This is a genomic window from Cohnella silvisoli, assembly GCF_021190915.1.
Taxonomy (GTDB): domain Bacteria; phylum Bacillota; class Bacilli; order Paenibacillales; family Paenibacillaceae; genus Cohnella; species Cohnella silvisoli.
This window is the reverse complement of sequence record NZ_JAIOAP010000020.1, coordinates 49,630-74,753: the sequence shown is the minus strand read 5'-3', so window position 1 is coordinate 74,753 and position 25,124 is coordinate 49,630. Positions and strand designations below refer to the sequence as shown.

Below are 25,124 nucleotides of genomic sequence, written 5' to 3'. Positions count from 1 at the left end.
TACTATTGGCTGTTTTGTTACTTGTGATTTGGATATATTTGTTCATGTATTATCAAAATGTGTAATTCGTTAAGAGGTGATTATCTTTGAACTTTAGCCTGATCGACCCGGCAGGCGGTGAATTTATTTTCCCGGTGAATCCGGAAGAAGTAACGATCCGTCGATCAAAGTTAGTTGAAACCATGAATATACTGAGGCTTGGAGAAATTGACTTGATCCAGCCAGGAGAGAAGGTGAAAGAAATCGCCTTCTCTTCTTTTTTTCCCAAGGAGTATGACAATAGCTTCTGCAAGGGAGATCCATTAGCGTTTATTGAGCCTCAAATAGCTATGAATATACTAACTACATTTATGGTTAGCCAGAAGCCTGTTCGCCTGATCATTGCCGAGGACAAGAATAAAATGGTTAATGTTCTCGTAACTTTGTCCACCCATGATACAACGATCAAAGGCGGGGAACCGGGCGACATATACTTCGACATTACATTCCGGACGTGGCGTGACTTAAAGGTTAGAACGGAAACGATTGCCGCTAAGAAAGGACAAGTAAAGGCTCTCTCCGTTCGTCCGGACGTAAAGCCGGTCGCTAAGGTTTACATCGTTAAATCAGGCGATACACTTACGTCCATCGCAAAACGAGAGCTTGGCGACAGTTCCAAGTGGAAGCAAATCTATGACAAAAATAGTTCGGTGATTGGTAAAGACCCGAACAAGATTTTCCCGAATCAAAAGCTGGTGATGCCATGAGTTATGATGTGGTTCTTCGGAACACTTTTTATCTGCGGGATCTGATCGAATCTATTTCACTGGAAGATTCCCTTGATGAAATCTCTTATCGTGCGACGATTCGCCTTGTGATGACGGATGATCTTCCTGACATAGAGCCAGGACAAGAAATTCGTATATCAGGTATACCATACGATGGGACAAGTATGGCACCACTCCTGAATCCGGGCGTCGTTTGGGACTGCGAAGCTGCGGATCGCGGACGGCAGCATCTGAATATCACGGTATACGACCGAACCATCTATCTAGCCAAGTCGGAAGATGAGCGGCTTATGGCAGCTGGTCAGACTGCAGGTCAGCGTTTGAAAATGTACGCTAAAGATTGGGATATCCGTCTTGGCAGCGTGCCAGATACCGGCATTGCACTTTCGCGTGACGTGAAACGCACCCAAAGCATTTTCTCCATGATTAAAGCTGATCTGAAGGAAACCGTAGACAAGGGCGGCAACATGTACCGGCCCCGGATGACCACATCCGGATTGAGTCTCATCCAAGTTGGTAGCAACAAAACAATTTGGGATCTGGAGTCCATCGAAGAACTAACTCGAAGACGGACTTTAGAAGGGACGGTCACGCAGGTCAAAGTGCTTGGCACCGAGAAGAAGGCTTCAAAGGCCTCCCAACAAGTTGATACAAGCGGAATGACGCTGCAGGAGATTGCACGTAAGTATGCAGGTACTGTAGATGGATCAGGTAAACTGAAATCGCCTGAGCTTCCTTCCCCTATTCTCGCCGTTGAAAAGGGAGAAACGTTGAAATACGGTACCTTACAGAAGGTTATTCAGGACAGCAAGATCAAAAATGCCGACCAAGCAAGAAAGGCAGCTCGGAAGGAATTATCCGGCATACAGGAAACCTACTCGGTTGCGGGGCCGGACATTAACACAATCCGTGCCGGAGATGCTGTGAGATTAAATGGCGTGAAACTTATTGTAACTCGTGTCCGACATGATTTGGGCTACCCGGGGCGAATGGATCTCGATCTTGCCCGCGAGGACAAAGTAAGGAGGGATTTCTATTAGCGCTGATCCCTTTAAGGAACTGGTGACTATGTTGGAAGCTCGGTTTTCCGGGATAGCTGGCAAGTCGATTGCTGGAGTCCCTGCCGAGCTTGGAACGATAACTGAAACGGGACTATTGCTTGATTCCTTCAAGCACGAAATTCCTGATTATCTCGTGGCCGACTGGCTCGTAAAGGTTCATCTTCCGGACTTCTCTTTGATTGGCACAACGACATCACCGGTTAATGCATTAGGCGAACCTCTTGTTGGTGCTTCGACATCGCAACTAACACGATTCGACTTTAAGGAAACTGTAGTTGATGAGGTGCGAATGAACTGGCAGGCAGGTATTCAGCCGGGGGATCGTGTTCTTGTGGTTCCGGTTAATGGCGGGAAGGAATTTATTATCCTTTGTAGGGTGGTGGAAGCGAATGGCTAATCTCTTTCCGGTATCGGAGGATTTACCACAAGAAACGCTGGTTGAACAGGAAGATGTCCCCTTCGGTCGTAGCTGGATGTTTGATTATGAGGCAGGCGAGTTCGTGCTCACACCAACCGGTAAAGTAGCTGCTGCTGGGACGTCAGAAGCTTGGATAGAGTGGTGCAAAAAGGCGCTACAAACCGAGCGGTACCGCTACCTCATTTACGACCGGAACCACGGACAAGACTTCGATGATCTTATTGGACGCGCCCTTCCCCGCCCGACGATAGAGAGCGAGATAGAGCGGATCACGACGGAAACGCTATTAACTGATCCGAGGACGGCCAGCGTTGGAAGCTTCAGCTTCGTATGGGAAGAGGATCGTTGTTTCTTTACCTGTACAGCAATCAATGTCCGTGAGGATTCCGGAACAATTCAAGGAAACGTGGTGATTAGCGGGTGACGCTGCCTGATTATTTAACAGAGCAAACAGAAGCATCCATACGCCAGCGCATGCTGGATCTCGTTCCCTCCGACGTGGACAAATCGGAGAGTTCATTTATTTGGGACTCCCTTTCCCCCGCTGCCTTTCAATTGTATGAGGCATCGATTTGGGCGCAGGAGATCCTTCGACGCGGATTCGCGGAAACGACATTCGGCCCCTATCTGCGATTGCGCTGCGAGGAACATGGTGTCATCCCGAGGGTTGCTGTTTCGGCAGCCGGTTCAATCAAGATCATCGGCGTGGTCGGGACGGTCATCCCCATCGGTGTGCTCGTAGCAACACCGGCGGATGATATCACGGCCACCTCATCGATCGAATATGAAACGACTGCAGCTGCAACATTAAATAGCCTGGGCGAAGCCGTTATCCCGATTAAAGCGATCGTACCGGGTACCGCAGGGAATGTGCCTATCGGCGCGATCAGTGTTTTGGTCAACTCGCTAACAGGTGTAACGAGCGTCACGAATACAGCAGCCACGACCGGCGGTGCAGCTGAAGAATCTGACGAGTCCTTACTAGCCCGTTTTCTGATTAAGGTCAGGCAGCCGGGAACAAGTGGCAATAAAGCGGATTATATGCAATGGGCGCTGGATATACCGGGCGTTAGTCGCGCCCAAGTCAAACCATTGTGGAGTGGCCCTGGAACGGTGAAGGTCTATATTTTGGATGCAGATAAAAGAGCACCAAATCCGACTATCGTAGCAGCTGTGCAAAATTACATTGCACCTTCTGCCGGTCAAGGTGAAGGAAAGTCACCAATTGGGGCTAATGTAACCGTGGTGGCAGCTACGGAAATACCAATCAATATTAGCGTGACACTCACTCTTGCCAGCGGTGCAACTATCGGCGAAGTAAAGGCCACTTTCGAAGCTGGACTTAAAACATATCTGCAGCAGTTAGCTTTCGTTGATCCGCTTGTTCGTTACACACGTATATCGGCGATTCTATTAGACATCCCCCCGATTATCGACTTCGCGAATCTAACCGTAAATGGCAATGAGTTCAACGTCGAAGCCTTACTAGGTGAGGTCGCGGTGATCGGGACGGTGACCATGAGTGAGTAATATTCCGATGAGCAGCATCCGCGGCAAAGAGATGATGACTTACCTTCCCGGTTATTACGCCACGTCGCGGATCATGAGCACCAACATGGATGCTCAAGGCACTGAATTAGATAAGCTGTTCCAAGCGCTCGACGGGACACTTGAACAGTATTTCGTCACGACGGCCACATGGGGATTAGATTTGTGGGAACGAGAGCTTGGCATTCCGACCGATACCGCTAAACCTATCGATCAACGCCGTAGCGTCATTCTCTCTAAGATTCGCGGAATTGGCACGGTAACGGTTAGTCTCATTAAATCTGTTTCAGAAGCTTATGACGGCGGCACAGTTGAAATAACGGTGCATCCTGAAGTTTACTCATTCACAGTTAAGTTCATTGATACGCGGGGGATTCCTCCGAATTTGGATGATCTAAAGGAAGTGATTGAACAAATTAAACCCGCGCATTTGGTCGTGGAATATTCGTTCACTTATCTATCTTATGGGGAATTAGAATCCAGTGGAATCACCTTTGGTGGCATTGAAAGTACGGGGAAAAAGTTCGGGGAATTAGAAATATGGGATATCCCATAAGGAGGAAAGAGATTGCTCACCCTACCCAGTGGAATAAAAAAGGTTGAGGCTTCAGACAATGCTACTGTCGCGAATATGAATCGGAACGAAGACCTGCTAAACACGAAGTTGCTAGCCTACGACACTCACGTAGCAGATGAGGCGGCCCACGGAGCAACGAGCGCCGCCACACCGAACAAAATTGTTCGAAGAGATTCAAACGGTCGCTTCAAAGCGGTAGCACCTGCTGCAGCTGACGATGTTGTTATTAAGTCCACTCTCGATGCCGCAATATCCGCGCTAATTAACGGAGCTCCCGGAGCGCTGGATACACTCATCGAGCTTTCTAATGCACTTGGAAGCGATCCGAACTTTGCTACGACGGTTACAAATGCTCTTGCTGCAAAAGCTCCTCTGGCTTCACCTACATTCTCTGGTATTGCTAATGCACCAAGAGTTAATACGACGAATACGACCGGGAGACAGATCAACGCCTACCAATGGGCAGATCTATCGAGTAACACCTCCGGGCATGCACTATTTGCTAACAATGCGTATACAGATGGTGCGTCCAATTGGAAATACGCAAATACTCATGGATCATTGGGCGCTCGGGGAATTCGTCTTTCATCTGGCGGTGGAGTTGAAATATTTGATACGGGTGCCATTGCAACGACGGCAGACGCAGCTTTTACGCCGACATGGCTAAAAATTGCAACATTACAATACGTAGACAGCGCCGACAATGACCTAGCTTTATTACATTGGATGGGGGTATAACCGATGGCACTAACTAAAAAGAAAATGTATGCCGGTACTTTATCCACTGGAAGTGCGACTCTGTATACAACGGTGGCGGCAGGAGCAGTGGTTAAAGAAGTTGTAGTAACGAATAAAACAGCGGTAGCCGTAACAGTTACAATTGTTATCGGCGGTGTTTCTGTCCTTACCACTTACGTGCTAGACGTAGCTGGAACAAAGGACGCTACAGTCATTCTTGCGTTATCAACTGTGCTTAACAGTGGCGACCTTATAACAGGACTGGCGAGTACAGGGGCATCTGTAGATTGCATTATCTCAGGTGTGGAGGGATAAGCACATGCAAAGAGGATTTAAAACAATAGGAAGTGCAGGGATTAATAATAACGTTGGAGGTCTCACCAACTATTTCGGTGATGGTTCAGACGGAGCATTTAACCCAGCAACGGTACTCAGCACGGGGACGACAGCACCTAATGGCGGGACTGTGGCTAATTTGTGGGATGGTGTTGGCGGAACGACATTCACAACGGGATCATTATCTTCCGCGTCCGAACAAACACTATTAACAATTGATTTCGGTGTAAACTTTAACTCATATGCGTATATACAACAATTTACTTTATTTCTAAGCACAATTAGTACGGGTGCTGCAAGAAATTTAGTTCTTTATCGTTCCACTGATAATGCTACATGGGTACAAGTCGGTACTCCGCAATCTATTACCACATCAGCAGCAAATCCGTTTTTCAGTGGAATAAATTCTACGTTTCGTTATTGGCAGATAAGGTTAGCGGCAGGTGGTTCTACTTGTACCCTAACGTGTCAGGGAATTGGAATAAACTCTACAAGTCAACCGACGATCTGGAATATTACGTTCCCCGTCACCACACACAGCGGCATATGCATAAAGCAATTTTCTTCCCTGACGCTTCCGTCCGGATATACAATGATCACGGACAATCCTTGCCGAGGACTTATTATTTACTGCCAAGGTAACGCGGATATATCTGGTACGATCGACATGAGTCAGAAAGCCGGGTTAGCACCAAACGGCGAAATGATCCCGATGCTCATCACGAAAAAGGCGCAGTATAGTGCTAAAACTTCAACACTCTTGCATTTCAATAATAATACTAATGATGACCAAGGAAGAACATGGTTTAATAATGGTGGAGCTGCATATGATGCTACGAATAAAAAATTTGGAAGTAATGCAATTTCCTTTAATGGCTCAACACAATATGTTAGTACAAACACAAGTGATGATTTTAGTTTCGGTAATGAAGATTTTACTATAGATTTTTGGGCGAGACCTACTACTATGGGTACATCTGCTTATTTGTTTGGTAGTTTTGATGCTTCTCAAACAAATGGTACGCTTATGGTTGAAAAACAGACAAATGATAAGCTCCGTCTTTACTATTGGTTAGCAGGAAATGCCTCAAGTTTTTCAGTAAGTGGTCCTACCACATTAGTAGTAAACACTTGGTATCATATCGCTGTCGTAAGATATCGCGGAGTTTTAACCTTATACCTTAACGGAGTACCTGAAGCCTCAGTTAACGTTCAAGGCGCAATACATCGTTGTGATACGGGTGGTTTTAATATAGGAAATGGCGGCAATTTAGGTGTTTCTTATTTTGCAGGTCAAATCGACGAATTCCGCGTCGTGAAAGGCAAGGCAATGTACACCGCAAACTTCACGCCGCCTACATCAGAATTCACGTACACAGCCACGTACACTGACACGCCGAAGACGCTGGAGAAATACTATCAGCTTACGGCAGTCTTGCAAGCGCTACGGGGAGGGTATGGCGGGAACGGTGGGTATGGTGGGGGGTATAGCGGATCAACTGGAAGGCAATCCTCGGTAGGTATTGGCGGAGGGGGGCGTCAAAACCTTGGAGGATTTGGAGGCGGCGGCAGCGGCGGGGCTAATGGACTCAATGCTGTTGTTGGCGGTATCGGCGGGTCAATCGAATATGCCGAACTCGGAGGCGGTGATGTACTTCCGCTAACATTTACTACTTCCACTTCGAGAGATCTAGACCCTATTCACACTTTTAACGGAGCTGGGGGTGTTGGATCGGGAGTTGCTAGTAGCGCTGTAACAACATCTGCAGGTAAGGGTGGAAAATGTCGGGGCGGTGGAGGCGGTGGTAGCGGTGGCCACCAAGCAACTACTTCTGTAAATGGTAATTCAGGATCAGATGGTCAACATGCAGGCGGGTTTATTGGTTTAATAATAAATGGAAACATTAGCATCAATTCTTCAGGAGTTGTTAAAGCAAATGGCGGTAACGGCGGTGCAGGAAGCGCTTCAAGCGTTACAACAAACTCTGGTGGAGGCGGTGGAGGCGGTGGTGGTTCTGGCGGCGGTGTAATTGCCTTCTACTACAAAGGTACTTTTACCAATAACGGTACAATCCAAGTTAATGGAGGTTCTGGTGGGTCGGGCGGTGCATTATTCGGTGCTGGTGAAGCTGGCGGCTCCGGCACATCCGGAAGCGTAGGAACCATCCATACTCAACAAATAGCATAGGAGGCTAATATGAGAGCCATATATATTTATAACCCACACAGCGCGCCAGAGGTTGCGCTTATTTCTCGTGTTCAGACCGAGTTAGGCGGATACGTCGAGATCGTACCGATCGATGAGGCTTCCGATCTCGTTAGGCGGCTTGTCCGCGAGACTCCGGCGTTTATCTCGGCGGACGAACACTTGCAAGGGCAAGCGCTACTTGACGAAGGAGTAGACGGAAAGTTACTGCTTACCGCGATCCTTTACCAACGCATGGAAGCGGACGAGCTGGCAATCCATCAAGCGGAGACACATCGACTAGATAATTTGATCAACACGGAAAAAGCAACGGCTATCGACGATTATACGCTTGAATTAATCAACGGAGGTGTGATCTAATGCGGACACTTGTGGAAAGCCTAAAGCGGCTTTATAACGCCGATCCCCCGAAGGTTACAATAGAAAAGCTGAACAGTCTCCTTGCAGAAGAGAAGATCACGCAAGAGGAATACAACTACATTATAGGTTCAGTTTAAGCGGGACTTTATCATTAATTGAAAGGATGATTTGTGTGGAAAATCTCACGGAATATACATCGCAAGTGGCAATGATTGCCCCAATTGTTGCTGCCTACGTTGGGATTGCGAAAGAATTCGACGTTCCTACAAAGTATAATCATTTGATGAGTTTACTCATCGCAGCAATTTTCGTTTTGGTTCCGGATAGAGTCCAGCAGGTTCTTGTATTAGTTTCGGTCATAGGATTAACTGCTTCAGGTGTATATCATTTCAGTAAAAAGCGCGAGGTGAAAAGCGATGTCAAAAGGAATTGATTGTGCAACACCGCTTACAGTCAAAACTGTAAAAGCAATCGCAGCAGCTGGTTATGGTTTTGCGGCTAGGTATCTCGTACCTCCCGGATACTCTAAGCGTCTAAAACTTGCAGAAGCGGAAGCAATCACGGCGGCAGGAATGCAAATTGTGTCCGTTTATGAGACAACCGCCAATCGCCCAAACGGTGGAGCGTCGGCTGGTGCTGAAGATGGAGTAAAGGCATTTCAAGAGGCAAAATCGATAGGTCAGCCGATCGGTAGCGCCATTTATTTTGCTGTTGACTATGAGGCGTTGTCGAAGGATTACGACAAGATCGAGGCATACTTACGTGCAGTCGCAGTAGTATTACGTGGTTATGCAGTCGGTGTGTACGGATCATATGCTGTAATTGAAGAGATGGCGAAGCGCGGAGTTGCGAAACACTTCTGGCAGACGTATGCATGGAGCTATGGTAAAAAATCGGTCAAGGCGAATATTTATCAGCACCTTAACGGCCAGATCGTTGGTGGAGTAACGGTAGACTTTAATCAGTCGTTCGGAAATGAAGGTTGGTGGAATACAAAAAAGACACCAAAACCGGAGCCAAATAATGAGGTAAAAACTATGAATGAGGTTGATGCTAATATGATTATTAAAAAGCATCTTCAACCAGAATATGCCGCTGCGAAGAAAAATGGCGACTCTAAATCAGCCAAAGAAGCTCACCGATTAGCGAATGAGCTTCGTAAAGCTTCAGGCCAACCCTTGAAATAAAAAAAACGATAATATTTATCCCTCGCCCCTTGCATGGGCGGGGGAAATTTTATACCCTATAATAGAACAAATGTTCCTATCATGTGAGGTGAATCGACATAATATACAATATGGATTGCCGTGAAGGCAGTAAGCTTTATCTACCCAATGATTCGGTCGATCTGATTGTTACTGACCCGCCCTATAATTTAGGCTTCGGAGGAACAAACCATACAAAAAACAAAGAAGCCCCGTTTTTCAATAATCGCAAATGATCAGTTATCGCAAAGAGACTATCAGCGCTTTACGTTCCAGTGGCTTTACCAAGCTTATCGAATACTAAAGCCGGGTCGGCATATTTACGTTTTCATTGACTGGCGTATGTACCCCTTTATGGTGCTTTGGATGCGACGCGTGGGCTTCATTGTTAAAAACTGTGTGGTTTGGGACAAGGTTCGAATGGGCATGGGCTGGCAATATCGGTATCAGCACGAGTTCATTATTTTTGCAGTGAAGGGTGACCGTAAAGTAAGGAAAGTCAGAAGCCGATCTACACCCGACATCATAAGGTATCCAAGGATTCCGGGGAATAAAACAGTCCATCCGACCGAAAAGCCGGTCATAATGATGGAGGATATCATACGTAATAGCAGTTTGCTGGGAGAACATGTTGTCGATTTTTTTGTTGGCTCCGGCCCAGTTGCCGAAGCAGCAAAAGTCCACGGGCGAGAGTTTACTGGATTTGAAGTTGATCCGATTTATTTTGAACAAGCAAACCGTCGATACCGGGGGAGTATTTATGAACAAGGAGACTCTGAATAAGTTATACGAGAATGGGATCTGCGATTGTCACGCATTGGGGAAGTGGAAGTATCTGACGATTGAAGGTACACAGGTTTACCTGTGCTTACGATGTTCACGACCGAAGTATTGGACACTAATAGCGTCTGACCCACCGAAACCTATTTCGCCAAAGAAACACTGGGAGTACGATTGATAAATAAACAACCGAGGTGACTATCATGATTGGTTATCGAATAAGCAAGCTTCGGACTGAGAATCGTTTATCGTTAGACAAAATGGTGACTGCAACCGGTATTGAAAGATCAATATTGATTTCATTCGAGTTAGACGAATCAAAGCCTTCTGATGGTCAATTAGCGAGCATTGCAAACTTTCTAAATGTCTCACTGGAAAGACTATTAGGGACAGATGTCGACCTCTCAAGCTGTCATTTTCATTTTTACGGTAAGAGCACATTAACAGATGAGGACTATGAGCTTGCACGAGACATTATCAGGATGACTCGTGAGAAAAAGCGCGCGGCGATTTCGCAATTAAAGTGATATTTTTTCGCAATTTCGCTGCGACGCTACAATTGCCGTGGCTGGTGAACTCATCTTTGCTTGCCGTCATGGGATCGGATGTAAATACGGACGCGGCTGCTATAGCGACTGCGCTAATCAGAAGCAAGACCAGACCGATTTTACCTCCGACAGTACTGATTTGAGTACGAATAGCTGCCAATAACGCGAAACTGCTCAGGGACATACTCAGAAAAGCAAGCACCATGACCCAGCCGTAACGCCCAATCGCATATTCGCTGACCATTCGCCACGATGGATCAAACTCGGGCTTGATAATGTGCAGGACAGCGAGTAATACCAGAAACGCAGCGGACGCCCACCATGAAAGTCGTGCCGCCGTCAGTGAAGTCGACATCACTTGCTTAGTCGCAACGGTTTGCATAGAAATCCTCCTTCATTATTGTTTGACGATCTGCCATGTGATGCCGAATTTGTCTACGACTTCGCCGTAATAGGCTCCCCAAGGCTGAAGTTCGAATGGAAACTTGACTGCACCGCCCTCGCCAAGATTCGCATAGGCTTCCCGGGCTTCGGCTTCGCTTTCGAATGCCAGCGCCAGTCTGATGCTGCGGCTGCCGCCTGCAGGTTCAAAGGAATCGGACATAAACAACGCATTTTCTCCTGCTACCGTCATTGCCAAGTGCATGACTTTGTCCTTCATCGCATCCGGCGTTCCCGGCGCTTGGGCGTAAGTCATCACGGACAGAATTTCGCCTCCGAGCGCTTTCCTGTACGTTTCGGCCTGCGTTCGCGCATCCTCCGACATTAAATAAGGGGTTAACTGTGCTTTCATGTTCATCAACCTTTCGTTTTGGGTTTATTTTTGGCTGGTCGGCCTCTACTATCACAACGAACGGGGAACGACTAAATTTAGGAGCAGTCAATCTTTCTTCTCTGACTGGTAGGTGAGAGAAACGACGCCGGTTTTGAACGTCTTCGAAGCTGCAAGTTTCAGGTTCGTAGCCATCCCTTCTCTAAAGAGCAGTTTGCCGTTCCCCAGGACAAGAGGATGGATCATGAGCCAATACTCATCGATGAGATCATGTTGCATCAGCGTATCTACCAGATCACAGCTGCCAATGACCATAATGACTTGCCCGGGCAGTTGCTTTAACTTGATCACTTCTTCAACGATATTCGCCTTAATCACTGTTGTATTGTTCCACTGGGCCTCTTCCAACGTCGTTGAAACAACAAACTTCGTGATGCTATTGAATTTGTCGGCAAGAGGGTTCGTACTGGTCGGCCATGCCGCTGCCATTTCTTGATAGGTCTTTCGTCCGAAGAGGAGCGTGTCGCTCTTAAACAGTCCTTCGCTGATATCCGCCATCATATCTTCATTCACATATGGAAAGTGCCATTTTTCCGGTGCTTCCATGACCCCATCCAGCGATAAAAACTCTGACACGATTAGTTTTCTCAATTTGGTTCTCCTTTGTTTTGGATTGTTCTTGCATCGATGATTCCGTCATGGCCCGTTCTGGATCTCTTCCAGAAGGCCGGCAGTTCTGGGCCTTATTGTTTGACAATCTGCCATGTGATGCCGAATTTGTCTACGACTTCGCCGTAATAGGCTCCCCAAGGCTGAAGATCGAATGGATATTTGACCGCACCGCCATTACTGAGAGGATTTCTCCGCCGAGCGCTTGCCTATACGCTTCGGCTTGCGTTCGTGCATCCTCTGACATCAAATAAGGGGTCAACTGTGCTTTCATTTTCATCAACCTTTCGTTTTTGGTTTAATTTTTGGTTAGCCGGGTGAACAGGATGATCACCGTTTAACCCGGCCTCTACTAACACAACGAACGGAAAGCGCCGAAATCGACAAATTCAAATAAAATTTTTTATATTTTGTTCAGCATGTCAATCTGATTGCGCAGTTTGGCCTTGGCGAAACCGCAACGGGTTCGCTCCCAATTGCACATAAAAGAAAAAGCCGCCCGTTAGCGACTTTTTCTTTTATGGAACTTATGAGAAACGCAGCCCTGACCTCTTTCTTCAGGAGTATCTCTACGAATCAGACTCGCGGCCAGCAAACCGATGCCAAGAACAAGTGCCAACAAAAGAAATGTAATCGAATCATTATTCGAAAGAGTTGACGCGCAGCAAAATTCTACCGCGGCCATGTTTTGCTTCGCTTTTCTCATGCGCTTTGTTAGTTTGGCTTAGCGGGAATATGGAATCGATCTCTGCTTTGATCGTACCGTCGGCAATCAATTGTGCTATTGTCTGCAGATTCGCTTTGGTTGGAAACTTGGTGTTGAATTTAGCTGTAATACCATGCTTTTTAGCGTTCTCTTGAGATGGAGGCTGCGTCAAAGAGACGAGAATTCCTCCCTGCTTCAGAACTGCCCATGATCGATCCTCTGTATCTCCCCCAACGGAATCGACGACCAGATCCACTTCTTTGACAACCTCTTCGAAAGCCGTCGTGGTATAATCGATGACTTGGTCTGAACCCAAAGACTTAACGAAGTTCAGATTGGAGGTTGAAGCGGTGCCGATCACATTGGCTCCCTTCCATTTGGCCAACTGAACGGCGAATTGTCCCACGCCGCCAGCGGCAGCATGAATGAGGACAGTTTGACCGACTTTTAGCTCTCCTTCGGAAAACAAGGCTTTCCACGCCGTTTCCGCGCCGGCCCTGATCGTGGCTGCATCCTCGAAAGACAGACCGTCCGGCATTTTCACCAGTTTATTCACCGGTGAAATGCCATACTCCGCATAGGCTCCATCTATCATTCCGAAGACGCGATCGCCAGCAGTAAATTCAGTCACTCCCGGGCCTGCCGATTCGACGATGCCGGATGCGTAAAACCCTGGAATGTAGGGAAGTGTCTTTGGGAATACGGCCTGCACCCATCCGTTGCGAATTTTCCAGTCAAGAGGGATGACAGTTGCATAATGGATTTTGACAAGTACTTCTCCTGCCAATGGGCTAGAGCGGTCGACTTCTTCGAGTTTCAATGCATCCGAACCGCCATATTCATGAACTAGAATTGCTTGCATTTTGGACTTGGACATAGTATTAGCCTCCATCGTTTTTTGTATTTTTTCTTTCCCTATCTTGTATTATAATATTAGGTTTAAATATAGGAAGTACGCACTTTCAAGTATCGTAGTACCAAAAAAGTAACTATCGGGGGATTGAACATGGACTGTATTGATAATAGCTGTCCTGTCGAGGCAACCTTGTCAGTAATCGGCGGAAAATGGAAAGTCATTATTCTTTGGCGTTTGGTAAACGGAACGAAACGTTTCAATGAACTACAACATTCGATGCCACAAATTACACGCAAGATGTTAACGCAACAACTTAGAGAATTGGAGAACGATGGACTTATAATTAGAACTGTGTATCCGCAAGTTCCACCCAAAGTAGAATATTCGCTAAGTGACTACGGCAAGTCTTTCAATTCAGTGATGGAATCAATGGCACATTGGGGATTCACTCATATGGAAAGAAGCAGGCAAGATCAACAAAGTATGTAACAAATTTATTTATATCTGACGCTTCTGCGCGCGGACTGAACCCCGGGGTTCTCCCTCTTTCATGGCTCCATAACAAAAAATCCCCGATCCAATGGATCAAGGATTTTTTGTTATGAAGCCAAGAGGGGATCGAACCCTGACCTCTTGCATGCCGTGCTCCCACATTGGTTAGTTTCACTACCAAAAACGTAAAAACACTGGGTATGTAATGCTTCGTCAATGTTTAAGCCGCACTATAGGCTATGATTCACGACAGAATCGTTCTTACAAATAATACGACATATATTGTTCAATCTGATCGGCAGGTTGCTATACGGAATCCCCATGACACACTTCAACTTTACTTGGCTGAAGTTTTCTCACAATGGAACTACTTTGTACAGAAACTCTCAAATCGGGTGTGAAGGGGGCGGCGCGCAATCGTCCTTTCTTGGATGTGAACAAATCTCCAGCGAGCAGAACCTGGTCCCACTCATGATAGAAGACTACATGCCCAGGGGAATGTCCCGGTGTAAAATATGGAGTCAAACTGCCTATACGCTGCAACTGTCCTTGTTCATCCTCGCCAAGTGCCTGAATCAATCCCTTTTCGACATAAGTCGCCGGCTTTCTACCCTTCCGGTAAGACAAATCTCCTTGCATATACGGGATTTCGATACGATGAGCATAAGTTGGAACCGTTTTGGAGCGCCATATACGCTTGAGTCCGCCAATATGGTCAGGATGACCATGGGTCAGCACAATTCTCTCTAGAGGTCCGGCTTTGAGTTGTTCGACGGTATTCAAAATACCTTTCGCCATCATCCCCAAACCCGTGTCCACGAGCGTGATCCCACTCTTCTCTTTCACTAACCATACATGAATAGGGAATATAATCCATATTTTACAACTCCATATGTGCTCAGAAATTTGTGTGACTTTCATTGCTTTTCACCTCCATTTCGCAACTTCTATCACATAGCTCGATTCGAACCTTGTTAATGACTAACTCGGCAGCCTTTTCATCATGATTTACAGCGGATCGGATGCAAGCCTCAACAGCGCCGACAACAAATCGTAATCAACCGGCTGGCCGTCGCGCAGCTTGATGGTCTTTCTTTCGGGAGGACCGTCGAATCCTTCCGGGAAGGCAAGCTCGTTCGTGTTGAAGATCGTAAAACTTACCGCGTCTTTCGATGTCGTGATGGCGGCTGCGTACTTTCCATTTTTCAAAAAATGGGGTTTCTTGTACTGGATGCGCTCCTGAATGTCCGGTGCCACCAGGTGTACAACATCGCGAAGGCGGGCGCAATAATACGCTTGCCAGGGTACTTCTAGCGCTTCAATATAATCCGTTACGTCCTGGTTCATTGTCATTCTCCTTATTGTTTGACGATCTGCCATGTGATGCCGAATTTGTCTACGACTTCGCCGTAATAAGCTCCCCAAGGCTGAAGGTCGAATGGATACTTAACCGCACCGACCTCACTCAGATTCGCGAATGCTTGACGGGCTTCGGCTTCGCTTTCAAATGACAGAGCCAGTCTGATGCTGCGGCTTCCGCCTACAGGTTCAAAGGAATCGGACATAAACAACGGATTTTCTCCTGCTACCTTCATCGCCAAGTGCATGACTTTGTCCTTCATCGCATCCGGCGTTCCCGGCGCTTGGGCGTAAGTCATTACGGACAGGATTTCACCGCCGAGCACTTGCCTATACGTTTCTGCTTGAGCTCGTGCGTCCTCCGACATTAAATAAGGGGTTAACTGTGCTTTCATGTTCATCAACCTTTCGTTTTTGGTTTATTTTTGGTTTGCCGGGTGAACCGGATGATCACCGTTTAACCCGGCCTCTATTAACACAACGAACGGAAACCGACAAAATCGACAACTCCAACTAAATCATTTTTATTTTTTGTTTATCATGTCAATCTGGTCGCGAAGATCGGCCTCCATGGCCAATATTCTCGGATCTCGGATAAGCTCCGCCGCTTCGAAAACTTGGCGAAGCTCAATTTCACCCTCGCCGAAACCATGGGGATCCGGCATGCGAATCGCCCATTCATACGCCTCTTCCTCCGACTTCACATCGATCAACGTGAATCCCGCGATCAACTCATTTGCCTCTTCAAAAGGCCCTGCCGTCACGTTCGGCATGCCGCCGGGAATGGGATACGATATCCGTAACCCTCCGGAACTGGGTTGCAGCCCTTCCGCAGCAAGCAGCACACCGGCTTTTGCCAACTCCTCGTTATACGCTTTCATCGCGTCAACGAGTTCCCGCGTGGGCTTGATACCCGCCTCGGAATGCCTGGTTGCTTTGACAATCATCATAAAACGCATTTGTAACACATCCTCCCTGTTTCTATTGGAGACCAAGCGCCGGGAATGGATGGCTCGGAAACTTGACTCTACTTAGACGACGAATGCGAAGCGGCGTAATCGACATGCCTTTCATAACTTTTTCCCGCCCTTTACCGCCCTAACTTCAAGACTGATGGATGGCTGCCCGTACAGTTCCTTCGCAACGCAAAAAAACGCGAACGAGATAAATCTCATTCGCGTTCTACAAATATCCGTTTGCAGCGCATTCGGCTGCGCGTCTTAGTAGAAGTTCCCGCTCGCGCTCGTTTCCCGTCAACGATGCGGCGCGTTCGAACTCTTCACGGGCTTCGACGACACGGCCCACTTTCACCAAAAGGTCGCCGCGAACGCTCGGCAGGAGGTGGTACTCCTTCAGAGACGGTTCGGAAGTCAACGCATCGACGATTTGCAGTCCGAACTCGGGACCGAACGCCATGGAGATCGCAACCGCCCGGTTTAGCTCCACGACGGGCGATGGCGTTACCCGAGACAATGCTTCGTATAGGGCGGCGATGCGCGCCCAATCGGTCTCCGATGCGGTGCGGGCTTGCGCATGGCAAGAGGAAATCGCAGCCTGCAGCGCGTAGGGACCGAGCGGACGCCCCAGCTTCTGGGCTCGTTCGAGTGCAGCCAAACCGCGGCGGATCAGAAGCTGATCCCAGAGCGCCCGGTTTTGATCCATGAGCAGGATAGGCTCACCCACGGGGCTCACCCGGGTTTTGAACCGAGACGATTGAATCTCCATCAGGGCAACCAGTCCATGAACTTCCGGCTCCGCGGTAGCGATTTCCGCCAAAATACGCCCAAGACGGAGCGCTTCTTGGCAGAGCAAAGGGCGTATCCAGTTTTCCCCAGCCGTCGCTGTATATCCCTCGTTGAACATAAGATAGATAACTTCGAGCACCGACGACAGACGATCCTTAAGCTCATCGCCCACAGGAACTTCAAAGGGAACCCGCGCGGCGGACAAAGTCTTCTTGGCCCGAACGATCCGCTGCGCAACGGTCGATTCGGCGACGAGGAAGGCATGCGCGATTTCATCGGTCGTGAGTCCCCCGAGCAAACGCAGCGTCAGGGCTACACGCGCTTCCTGGGAAAGAACCGGATGGCAGGTCGTAAAGATCAGACGGAGGAGATCGTCGCCGATCTCCCCATCCATCACCGATTCCAGATCGGGCTCGGTATACAAATCGCTGCCGCGCCCAATCTCTTCATATTTCCGGTCGCGCATCTTGTTCCTTCGCAGCAAATCGATCGCGCGGCGTTTCGCGGTCGCCATCAACCAGGCGCCGGGGTTGTCCGGAATACCGGTGTCCGGCCACTTCTCAAGCGCGATGACAAGCGCATCCTGAGCAAGATCTTCGGCTATGCCGACGTCGCGCACCATCCGCGCAAGGCCGGCAATGAGCTTGGCCGATTCGATACGCCAGATCGCATCGATCGTACGGTGTGCAGCGGTGTCCGTCATGATTTCTTCTTATACTCCATCCGTTCACGCTGCGTAGCTACCTGCGCCAGCGTTTCAGGATTCTGTGTCAATTCGGGCATCTCGAACACCTGCCTAAGTTCGATTTGGCCTTCGCCGAAACCGTTCGGATCCGGCATGCGCATCGCCCATTCGATGGCTTCTTCCCTTGATTTGACCTCGATGAGCGTATATCCGGCAATTAACTCTTTCGCCTCCGTGAACGGTCCATCGATGACCTTCGCCTTGCCGCCTGGTTCCGGATACGAAACACGGATGGCACTCGAGCTCGGATGAAGCCCGTCGGCAGCAAGCAGCACACCGGCTTTGGCCAATTCCTCATTGTACCGTATCATCGCTGCAAATAATTCCTCGCTGGGCTTATTGCCCGCCTCTGAATCCTGGGTAGCCTTGACAATCATCATAAACCGCATACTTATTCTCCTCCTGAATTTCGTATTGGAGCCCCGTTCTCGCGTTCTTGTATGATTCGCAAAAACTTGCCTCTGTTTAGGCGACGAACGGAATCGGGCAAAATCGACAAACTGATTAAGTTTTTCAATTCCCCCTCATTTAGGTTGCTTTCTGTAAAGTTCGGTATTGGATTTTAAAATCCTTCGGCTTTGAGTCACGCCGAAGGAATTTGTTTTATGTAAGAAAAAGAGCCGAGCCAAATCAGGATGAAATACCTGAATGTTACTCGACTCATGGCATTAAACTTGGTCTCATGAAGTAATCCCACTAACCGCTAAGTCAGGTTCCGCAAAAGGTTCGGTAAGGGCGGGTTGATAGCTCAGGCGGCGTGGAGTAATCAATCTGTTCAGGGGAGTGCTCGTAGGGCCTTGAAAGAACATCAAGAAGCCGCTCCATCACACTGTCGTCTCCATTTTCTACCGCAGCTTCTAGTGCTTCTTCTACCCGGTGGTTGCGAGGGATTACCGCAGGATTGCTGTTGCGCATCAACTGATGCAAGGAAGCTTGTGGTTCCTCCTGCCTGCCTAGTCTCGCCTGCCACAGCTCATTCCACTGAGCAAAATCCGTGGTGCCAAACAGGACCGTATCCTCCGGTTTATCAAAAGTTAACGCGCGGAAGGTATTGGTGTAGTCCGCACGATGCTTCTGCATCATACTGAGCAGGCCTTCAATAAGGGATTTATCCTCCAGCTCTTCGTTAAAGATTCCCAGCTTTGCCCTCATTCCCCTGAGCCAATTGCGGTTAAACAACTCGGAAAAATCCGAAAGCGCATCCTCTGCCAGTTTGATAGCCTGCGCCTCTTCGTCATGCAGCAGCGGTAACAGGGTTTCAGCAAATCTCGCGAGATTCCACCCAGCAATATGCGGTTGATTGCCATAAGCATACCGGCCATGAATGTCAATGGAACTGAATACCGTTGCCGGGTCATAGGCATCCATGAAAGCGCAAGGACCATAATCAATAGTCTCTCCGCTTATGGCCATGTTATCGGTGTTCATCACCCCGTGAATAAAACCAACAAGCTGCCATTTGGCGATCAGCGAAGCCTGACGCTTGATCACTTCCTGAAGCAGGATAAGATAGCGGTTCTCATCAGCATCCACTTCTGGAAAATGTCTTTGCAATGTGTAATCGGCCAGAGCCCGGAGATCCTCATCAGTGCCCCATTGTGCAACGTATTGAAAGGTGCCGACGCGCAGATGACTGGCAGCCACCCGAGTCAGAATTGCACCAGGTTGCTCGGTTTCGCGGATTATTGACTCACCGGTTGTCACCACCGCTAGGCTGCGTGTGGTAGCAATTCCAAGCGCATGCATGGCTTCGCTGATGATATATTCGCGCAGCATAGGCCCAAGAGCAGCTCGACCATCGCCTCGGCGGGAGTACGGCGTTGCACCCGAACCTTTAAGCTGAATGTCAACCCTCCCACCTAGAGGAGTGATCTGTTCGCCAAGCAGCAGAGCACGGCCGTCCCCTAACATGTTAAAATGTCCGAATTGATGCCCCGCGTAAGCTTGAGCAAGAGGCAAAGCGCCTTCGGGAATCTGGTTGCCCGCAAACACCGCTACGCCATCATTGCTTTGCAGCGCTTGGACGTTCAACCCCAGGGAAGTTGCCAACTTACCATTAAGAATGATCAACTTCGGTGACTGTACAGGGGTTGGGTCGAGTTTTGTAAAAAGGGATTTCGGCAGACGAGCATAACTGTTGTCGAAGTTCCATCCAGTTTCTATTATTGCTTTTTTCTCCGTCATTGTATCTCCTTCTTCTTTAGTTATCTGCTTTCTATATCAACACAAGGTAGACCCTTTTAGTGTTTACTTCTGCCATTTATTATACCCTTTCCCCACAAAAATGGCACCGATTGACTCTCAGCACGCGTTTTAAGGTAAGAAAGCCCTACACTAGGTTTTGACTCGTTCCCGTTCGCGGAACTCAAGCGGGGTGCATCCGATCCACTTTTTGAACACCTTGGAGAAATGCGCTGCAGTCGAGTAACCGACTTGCTCGCAAATTTCGTATACAGGCTCGTCGCTCTTCACGAGACGTACCTTAGCCTTGTCTAATCTCACCTTCGTAATATAATCGATGAAGGTAATATGCATATGCTTCTTGAATTGCTCGCTGAAATAAGTCGGATTCATCGCGTTCAGCTCGGCAACCTCGCGAAGAGAAATATCGGAAGCGTAATGGAAGCCGATGTACTCCACCGCATCGATGATGAACCTCGGCTTCTGCTGAACGCGGTGCTCTTGAATGGCTACCGATGCCCGCGTTAACCTCGACAACGTATAGGATTGCAGCAGTTCCCAGGTCGGGCACATCTCCAATTCTTTGCCGATCGAGAGCCAATCCGTCAGCTCGGCAGCCTCCGGCGACACCCCCATCTCCTCCATCATGGTGGACACTCGCATGAGCAATCTAACGATAAGCTCAAGGGAAGAGCCGGGTAATAGCTCCGCCTTCAGCATATCTCCGAAGAAACCTTTTACCTCATGGTTTAATCGATCCGGCGCCTCGGAGTGGACCGATGCGACAAGCTGGCGGAACGTATCCTTGCGTACGTTCCAATATTGGCTTAACCGTCCTAACGAGCGATAAGTAATGACCTTGTCCGTACCCAAGATGAGTCGGGCGCGTAATGTTTCATGTAGTTGTTCATTAAGCTGATTAATATCCGCAAGCCTTTCTTGCGTGCCGGACACCGCGATGGTCAGCGGGTACGATACGTGACTGCGGACGACTCCAAGCAAAGCTTCTAGGAAAGGGAAAATTACCGCTTCTACAGGGTCCCTTGATTCAGAGAATTCAGCTATCGGCATGAAAAACAAAAACCTTACCGTGCCCTCTTTCGACTGCATCACCACGCCGTCGATCGGATATTCCGCTAACATCTCTTCGGATGCCTTGCGGAAGAAATAATGGAACAGCGTCCGATCTCGCGCGCTTAACATATCATTCGGGCTCTCATCTACCACCAGGCCGGCTGCCGCATACCGATGGCTTCCATCGCTCGCACCGAATTCCTTGAGGATATAAGCCTCGCCCTCCTTGAGAGAACCAAGCGCTTTCTCGAACAATCCGTTCAAGATCGTATCCTGCATCACATTGCGTAGATGGGGAGGAACGATTGGCGAGGGAGCAACAGCGGCTTCGGCGATCGCACCGGTTTCGATCTTTTCCAATACTCGCTGCAGCTCTTGCTTATCTACCGGCTTAAGTAGATAATCCTCCGCACCTTCCCGCAACGCACGACGGACATAATCGAATTCCCCGTAGCTGCTGATGACGACTGAACGGATAGGGGGAGTAATCTCCTTCAACATTCGCAGCAAAGTCAGTCCATCCATGTTGTCCATGCGAACGTCCGTAATGACCACATCAACTGAAGGGCTTCCCTTACGGCAAAAAACCAATGCCTCTTGCCCATCCACGCATTCGCCAACGACACGATAATTGCCCCCGAGCTGACCGATGAAGAAGCTCAGGCCTTGGCGAATCATTTTCTCATCGTCAACGATTAGTAGATTCATACCCGATCTCCTCCGTTAATTGCAGTTGATATGGCAATCTGACACTCACGACGGTTCCCATTCCTGGCTTGCTGAAGATCGTAATGCCATAGCCGTTCCCCCATCGCTTGCGTAACCGTTCGTGCACATTCAACAGACCGACGCGGGTTCCGACTTCGGTATGCGCATGGCCCGATTTCAGTGCCAGCTCGACCTCCTCGAACCTCTTCGCCGTCATTCCCGTCCCGTAATCGGTCAGATCCAACACCAGATCATTGTCTTCGCGGAATGCCTGTAAGTGGACAACAATAGGAGCTCCCGATGGCCAGGCCGCATATCCGTGCTTGAAGCAATTTTCCAATAGGGGTTGTAAGGTGAGCTTCGGGACTCTGCACATCTTGACGGATGGATCCAATTGGATGGACAGCTGTAGTGGGCCATTAAGTCTGATCTCGTGTAGCATCGCGTATTGCTCGAATAAAATGGCTTCCTTTTCCAACGGCACCATCGACTCCGTATCCGTCGCCGCTCGGAACAGAATCGCCATCGCACGCAGCATTTTACCCGCATCCGGAGAGCCCTGCATCTCGGCTACCATCCGAATTGATTCCAACGTATTATACAGGAAGTGAGGATCGATCTGAGCTTGCAGAGCCTGTAACTCAGCATCCTTCTGCGAGAGCTCGGCCACATACACCTTCTCGATCATCTCGCTTAATTCATGGGACATCGAGTTGAACACATGGGTCAGCTCTGCCATCTCGTCTTTCCCTTGTACGGAAACTTGCGTCTGCAGGAATCCCTTCGACATCCGCCTCATTGCATTACGCAAAGACCATACCGGACGAAGTATGCTCCGCGCCAACAATAACGCCATCAGGATGGCGGCAACAATACAAGCGATTGCAGCTATCATCAGCGTGCGCTGAATTGGAATGATGCCTTCGCTCAGCTCGCTGAAAGTAACGTAGGTGACGACCGCCCAGTCCGAATCTAGCGGCGATGAATAGGTGACCAGTATTCTTCCTTGGCTGGATTCCCGCTCCAGCGACTCGCTTCTCTTGGGAACCAACTCGATCGGAAGCGTCCTCCACCAATCGCCCGAATCGTATAATACGGAGCTCTGTTGCCACAGGATAGCGGCCTCTTGCCCAGGCAACAGCGCCCTTCTCATCGTTATCGCGAGCGCATCCATCTTCACCTCGAACACGAGAATCCCGAGGAAGCGATTAGAGCCGGGCAAGTTGATTTTGCGAATCAGATAAAATTCCGGAGCATTCCCTTTCGGAGAGATAGGCTGCACCAACCACTGCATTTGGCTATCCATGACATCCTTCTGCATCTGCTCCAACGTTGAATTATCTATGCTAGCAGCGGTGCGCTTGGATTGGAATGTCTCTCCATTCGTTAGCCGAATGACCGCCATCTTGATATCCCGCTGACGATCCAGAATGTTCGTATTCAAATATAAGAGGATCTTCTGATTTTGCATATAATCGACATAATGGTCGGGTTGCCCTACGATATCTATTCGACTGGCTATAAGTGCAGTCATTCTCGAATCTTCGGTGATGCTATCCTGCTGCATGATTTGCGCGGACAAGGCGACCAGGTTGTCGAAATAAGCCTCCGCTTCATGCTGAACGAGCTGGACGCTATGTTCGACGGATTGGGCTACACGGTTCTCCATATTATTCTTGAAGATCGAATAAGAGATGATCGTGACGATGGTCAATGGGAAAACGATGAGGAATAAGTACGTTAATAGCAGCTTCTTGGCCATGTCATCCCTCCTGTTCCAATTATAGGAGGCGATATGGGCGAATACAACGATGAGCTTTCGGGGGGATATCGTTTATTTCGGTTCGTTAGGAGAAGAACGCGGCCGGAAATCCGACCGCGCTCGCCGCTATTATTTACCGTTCGATTTATCGATAATGGCTTGGACTTGCTTCAGACCCGCTTCAGGGGTCAGCTTGCCAATGAGCACTTGCGGAATGACATCCTTGAACAATTTGTTCTGAGCATCTTGACCCGCCGGAAGGTGGTCAACGATGAAGCCGTTCTCAGCCGCATCTGCATAGGCTCCCATGATGGCGTCGCCTTCTGGAGGAGTGTATCCCTTCGTGCTTGGAACAACGTCTTCACTGGAGAGCATCTGGAACACTTTCTCCGACGTCAAGAACTTGGTCAGCTTAACAGCGGCTTCCTTATGTTTCGTTGCGGATGAGACGACGACTAGGTTAGCTGCTCCGCCAAGCGTGCGGCTAGGCGCAATGCCCTTCCATGCCGGTAATACGTAAGCGCCGAGTTCTACGTCTGCTGGCTTATTGTCCGTCAAGTATTTGACGAAATTCTCAGGAACGACGATGTACTGGGCTAACTTCTGTTGAATGAACAACGCTTGCGATTCATCGATGCCATTCACGAGACCATTCGGATCGAACACTTGCTTAGACCACATATCTTTAAGCTTCTGAAGAGCTTCAACGAATGCAGGATCCGAGATCTTGGTCGTTCCCGTTACGAAATCATCCGGTTTAACGTCCCTTGCCGTCTGATCGATCAGAAGTCGGAACCACCAATCTCCCCAACCGACTTTGTTCGTATATGACATCGGAATCAATCCGTTCTGTTGCAAGGCAGCATTGTTCGATTCGAACTGATCCCATGTCGTAGGCGCTTGCAAGCCGTACTTGTCGAACAAAGTTTTGTTATAGATAACCGCAACGCTGATCGCTCCGAACGGAACGGCCCACACATGGTTGGCTGCGTCCGAATCCTTCTCGAAGCCCCCATTCATGTTCTCGATCAGTACGGGGTTGATCGTGTCCTTCCAAGGCGTATCTTTGTCATAGGCGGCCGTATCGAAGTCAGCCTTCAGATCCAGAATCTGATTCGCCTTTACTAGAGGGCTTAGGTTCGGATGTTGGGCGGCGAACACGTCGGGAAGATCTCCGCTAGCGGACAGCGACTTCACCTTGTTCGTGTATCCGTCACCGGGTGCCACATATTCGTAATCAACCTTAATTCCCGGATTCTCTTCCTCGAACTTCTTCAACAGATCCGGCGTGACGTAGGACCACCAAGAGATGAATTTCAACGTGATGTCTTCTTGCGGAGACGCTGGTGCGGAAGCGGACGATGCTGCAGCTTCACTCGCTTGCGGGCTTGCTGTTTGGCTGACTTGCGGACTGGCATTATTATTATTTCCTCCACCGCATGCGGACAGCATAGCCGTTAATGCGATGACCACACCCAGTGCGATTCCTCTAAAAGTCTTTCTCATATTAC

General features: G+C 48.8%; 31 protein-coding genes. 16 read left to right on the top strand and 15 right to left on the bottom strand.

The window, feature by feature from the left end:
- Positions 1 to 86 precede the first annotated feature (86 nt).
- The 15 genes from K7P76_RS28620 (at position 87) to K7P76_RS33810 (ending at position 10,523) form a co-directional block, all read left to right on the top strand.
- Positions 87 to 746: a LysM peptidoglycan-binding domain-containing protein gene (locus tag K7P76_RS28620; protein ID WP_232189489.1), complete on the top strand. Its 660-nt coding sequence runs from the start codon at positions 87 to 89 to the stop codon at positions 744 to 746.
- Entirely contained in the window at positions 743 to 1,807 is a 1,065-nt protein-coding gene (locus K7P76_RS28615) for an XkdQ/YqbQ family protein (RefSeq protein ID WP_232189488.1), read from the top strand. Before K7P76_RS28620 ends, K7P76_RS28615 begins: the two co-directional genes overlap by 4 nt.
- 28 nt (positions 1,808 to 1,835) lie before the next feature.
- The gene (locus K7P76_RS28610; protein WP_232189487.1) at positions 1,836 to 2,225 is read left to right on the top strand and encodes a DUF2577 domain-containing protein; all 390 of its coding nucleotides are present in this window, start codon (positions 1,836 to 1,838) and stop codon (positions 2,223 to 2,225) included.
- The gene (locus K7P76_RS28605; RefSeq protein ID WP_232189486.1) at positions 2,218 to 2,670 is read left to right on the top strand and encodes a DUF2634 domain-containing protein; all 453 of its coding nucleotides are present in this window, start codon (positions 2,218 to 2,220) and stop codon (positions 2,668 to 2,670) included. Before K7P76_RS28610 ends, K7P76_RS28605 begins: the two co-directional genes overlap by 8 nt.
- 50 nt (positions 2,671 to 2,720) lie before the next feature.
- Positions 2,721 to 3,776, top strand: a complete 1,056-nt coding sequence (locus K7P76_RS28600; RefSeq protein WP_232189553.1) for a baseplate J/gp47 family protein — start codon at positions 2,721 to 2,723, stop codon at positions 3,774 to 3,776.
- A 7-nt stretch (positions 3,777 to 3,783) separates the two neighbouring features.
- The gene (locus tag K7P76_RS28595) at positions 3,784 to 4,350 is read left to right on the top strand and encodes a YmfQ family protein (protein ID WP_255678884.1); all 567 of its coding nucleotides are present in this window, start codon (positions 3,784 to 3,786) and stop codon (positions 4,348 to 4,350) included.
- 12 nt (positions 4,351 to 4,362) lie between these two features.
- Entirely contained in the window at positions 4,363 to 5,109 is a 747-nt protein-coding gene (locus tag K7P76_RS28590) for a hypothetical protein (protein WP_232189484.1), read from the top strand.
- 3 nt (positions 5,110 to 5,112) lie between these two features.
- Positions 5,113 to 5,424, top strand: a complete 312-nt coding sequence (locus K7P76_RS28585; protein ID WP_232189483.1) for a hypothetical protein — start codon at positions 5,113 to 5,115, stop codon at positions 5,422 to 5,424.
- Between the two features lie 4 nt (positions 5,425 to 5,428).
- Positions 5,429 to 7,633 carry a LamG domain-containing protein gene (locus K7P76_RS28580; RefSeq protein ID WP_232189482.1) on the top strand — a complete coding sequence of 735 codons (2,205 nt, stop codon included), beginning with the start codon at positions 5,429 to 5,431 and terminating at the stop codon, positions 7,631 to 7,633.
- A gap of 9 nt (positions 7,634 to 7,642) precedes the next feature.
- Positions 7,643 to 8,011, top strand: coding sequence for a hypothetical protein (locus tag K7P76_RS28575; protein WP_232189481.1), 369 nt, complete (start codon positions 7,643 to 7,645; stop codon positions 8,009 to 8,011).
- Positions 8,011 to 8,148, top strand: a complete 138-nt coding sequence (locus tag K7P76_RS28570; protein WP_232189480.1) for a hypothetical protein — start codon at positions 8,011 to 8,013, stop codon at positions 8,146 to 8,148. Before K7P76_RS28575 ends, K7P76_RS28570 begins: the two co-directional genes overlap by 1 nt.
- Before the next feature lie 35 nt (positions 8,149 to 8,183).
- Positions 8,184 to 8,444, top strand: a complete 261-nt coding sequence (locus K7P76_RS28565) for a hypothetical protein (protein WP_232189479.1) — start codon at positions 8,184 to 8,186, stop codon at positions 8,442 to 8,444.
- Positions 8,428 to 9,198: a DUF1906 domain-containing protein gene (locus tag K7P76_RS28560; protein ID WP_232189478.1), complete on the top strand. Its 771-nt coding sequence runs from the start codon at positions 8,428 to 8,430 to the stop codon at positions 9,196 to 9,198. Before K7P76_RS28565 ends, K7P76_RS28560 begins: the two co-directional genes overlap by 17 nt.
- A 210-nt stretch (positions 9,199 to 9,408) precedes the next feature.
- Positions 9,409 to 9,999: a DNA-methyltransferase gene (locus K7P76_RS28555; RefSeq protein ID WP_309244805.1), complete on the top strand. Its 591-nt coding sequence runs from the start codon at positions 9,409 to 9,411 to the stop codon at positions 9,997 to 9,999.
- 200 nt (positions 10,000 to 10,199) lie between these two features.
- The gene (locus K7P76_RS33810; protein WP_373692541.1) at positions 10,200 to 10,523 is read left to right on the top strand and encodes a helix-turn-helix domain-containing protein; all 324 of its coding nucleotides are present in this window, start codon (positions 10,200 to 10,202) and stop codon (positions 10,521 to 10,523) included.
- On the opposite strand, the gene K7P76_RS28550 is transcribed toward K7P76_RS33810, so the two are convergent.
- The 5 genes from K7P76_RS28550 to K7P76_RS28530 all read right to left on the bottom strand — a co-directional run bounded on the left by K7P76_RS28550 (position 10,474) and on the right by K7P76_RS28530 (position 13,568).
- Positions 10,474 to 10,926, bottom strand: coding sequence for a DUF998 domain-containing protein (locus K7P76_RS28550; RefSeq protein ID WP_232189477.1), 453 nt, complete (start codon positions 10,924 to 10,926; stop codon positions 10,474 to 10,476). The genes K7P76_RS33810 and K7P76_RS28550 overlap by 50 nt on opposite strands.
- Before the next feature lie 15 nt (positions 10,927 to 10,941).
- A complete protein-coding gene (locus K7P76_RS28545) occupies positions 10,942 to 11,337 on the bottom strand; it encodes a VOC family protein (RefSeq protein ID WP_232189476.1) in 396 nt (131 codons plus the stop codon).
- Between the two features lie 87 nt (positions 11,338 to 11,424).
- A complete protein-coding gene (locus K7P76_RS28540; protein ID WP_232189475.1) occupies positions 11,425 to 11,967 on the bottom strand; it encodes a dihydrofolate reductase family protein in 543 nt (180 codons plus the stop codon).
- 130 nt (positions 11,968 to 12,097) lie between these two features.
- On the bottom strand, positions 12,098 to 12,259 hold the full coding sequence (locus tag K7P76_RS28535) for a hypothetical protein (RefSeq protein WP_373692540.1): 162 nt from the start codon (positions 12,257 to 12,259) through the stop codon (positions 12,098 to 12,100).
- A gap of 367 nt (positions 12,260 to 12,626) precedes the next feature.
- Positions 12,627 to 13,568, bottom strand: a complete 942-nt coding sequence (locus K7P76_RS28530; protein ID WP_232189474.1) for an NADP-dependent oxidoreductase — start codon at positions 13,566 to 13,568, stop codon at positions 12,627 to 12,629.
- A gap of 129 nt (positions 13,569 to 13,697) precedes the next feature.
- Between K7P76_RS28530 and K7P76_RS28525 the strand changes: the two genes are divergently transcribed.
- Complete coding sequence (locus tag K7P76_RS28525) at positions 13,698 to 14,036, top strand: winged helix-turn-helix transcriptional regulator (protein WP_232189473.1); 339 nt, start codon at positions 13,698 to 13,700, stop codon at positions 14,034 to 14,036.
- 309 nt (positions 14,037 to 14,345) lie between these two features.
- Here K7P76_RS28525 and K7P76_RS28520 read toward each other — a convergent pair whose 3' ends face one another.
- The 10 genes from K7P76_RS28520 to K7P76_RS28475 form a co-directional block, all read right to left on the bottom strand.
- Positions 14,346 to 14,960 (bottom strand): MBL fold metallo-hydrolase, encoded by a 615-nt coding sequence (locus K7P76_RS28520; RefSeq protein WP_232189472.1) that lies wholly within the window; start codon positions 14,958 to 14,960, stop codon positions 14,346 to 14,348.
- A gap of 87 nt (positions 14,961 to 15,047) precedes the next feature.
- Positions 15,048 to 15,386, bottom strand: coding sequence for a DUF1801 domain-containing protein (locus K7P76_RS28515; RefSeq protein ID WP_232189471.1), 339 nt, complete (start codon positions 15,384 to 15,386; stop codon positions 15,048 to 15,050).
- Between the two features lie 11 nt (positions 15,387 to 15,397).
- Positions 15,398 to 15,793 (bottom strand): VOC family protein, encoded by a 396-nt coding sequence (locus K7P76_RS28510; RefSeq protein WP_232189470.1) that lies wholly within the window; start codon positions 15,791 to 15,793, stop codon positions 15,398 to 15,400.
- A 129-nt stretch (positions 15,794 to 15,922) separates the two neighbouring features.
- Positions 15,923 to 16,357, bottom strand: coding sequence for a YciI family protein (locus K7P76_RS28505; RefSeq protein WP_232189469.1), 435 nt, complete (start codon positions 16,355 to 16,357; stop codon positions 15,923 to 15,925).
- 223 nt (positions 16,358 to 16,580) lie between these two features.
- A complete protein-coding gene (locus K7P76_RS28500; RefSeq protein ID WP_232189468.1) occupies positions 16,581 to 17,846 on the bottom strand; it encodes an RNA polymerase sigma factor in 1,266 nt (421 codons plus the stop codon).
- On the bottom strand, positions 17,843 to 18,277 hold the full coding sequence (locus K7P76_RS28495; protein ID WP_232189467.1) for a YciI family protein: 435 nt from the start codon (positions 18,275 to 18,277) through the stop codon (positions 17,843 to 17,845). Before K7P76_RS28495 ends, K7P76_RS28500 begins: the two co-directional genes overlap by 4 nt.
- Before the next feature lie 319 nt (positions 18,278 to 18,596).
- Entirely contained in the window at positions 18,597 to 20,072 is a 1,476-nt protein-coding gene (locus K7P76_RS28490; RefSeq protein WP_232189466.1) for a protein adenylyltransferase SelO, read from the bottom strand.
- 150 nt (positions 20,073 to 20,222) lie between these two features.
- Positions 20,223 to 21,851 carry a response regulator transcription factor gene (locus K7P76_RS28485; protein ID WP_232189465.1) on the bottom strand — a complete coding sequence of 543 codons (1,629 nt, stop codon included), beginning with the start codon at positions 21,849 to 21,851 and terminating at the stop codon, positions 20,223 to 20,225.
- A complete protein-coding gene (locus tag K7P76_RS28480; RefSeq protein WP_232189464.1) occupies positions 21,832 to 23,613 on the bottom strand; it encodes a sensor histidine kinase in 1,782 nt (593 codons plus the stop codon). The genes K7P76_RS28485 and K7P76_RS28480 overlap by 20 nt, the downstream gene beginning before the upstream one ends.
- Positions 23,614 to 23,742: 129 nt before the next feature.
- The gene (locus tag K7P76_RS28475; protein ID WP_232189463.1) at positions 23,743 to 25,119 is read right to left on the bottom strand and encodes an ABC transporter substrate-binding protein; all 1,377 of its coding nucleotides are present in this window, start codon (positions 25,117 to 25,119) and stop codon (positions 23,743 to 23,745) included.
- Between the last annotated feature and the right edge of the window lie 5 nt (positions 25,120 to 25,124).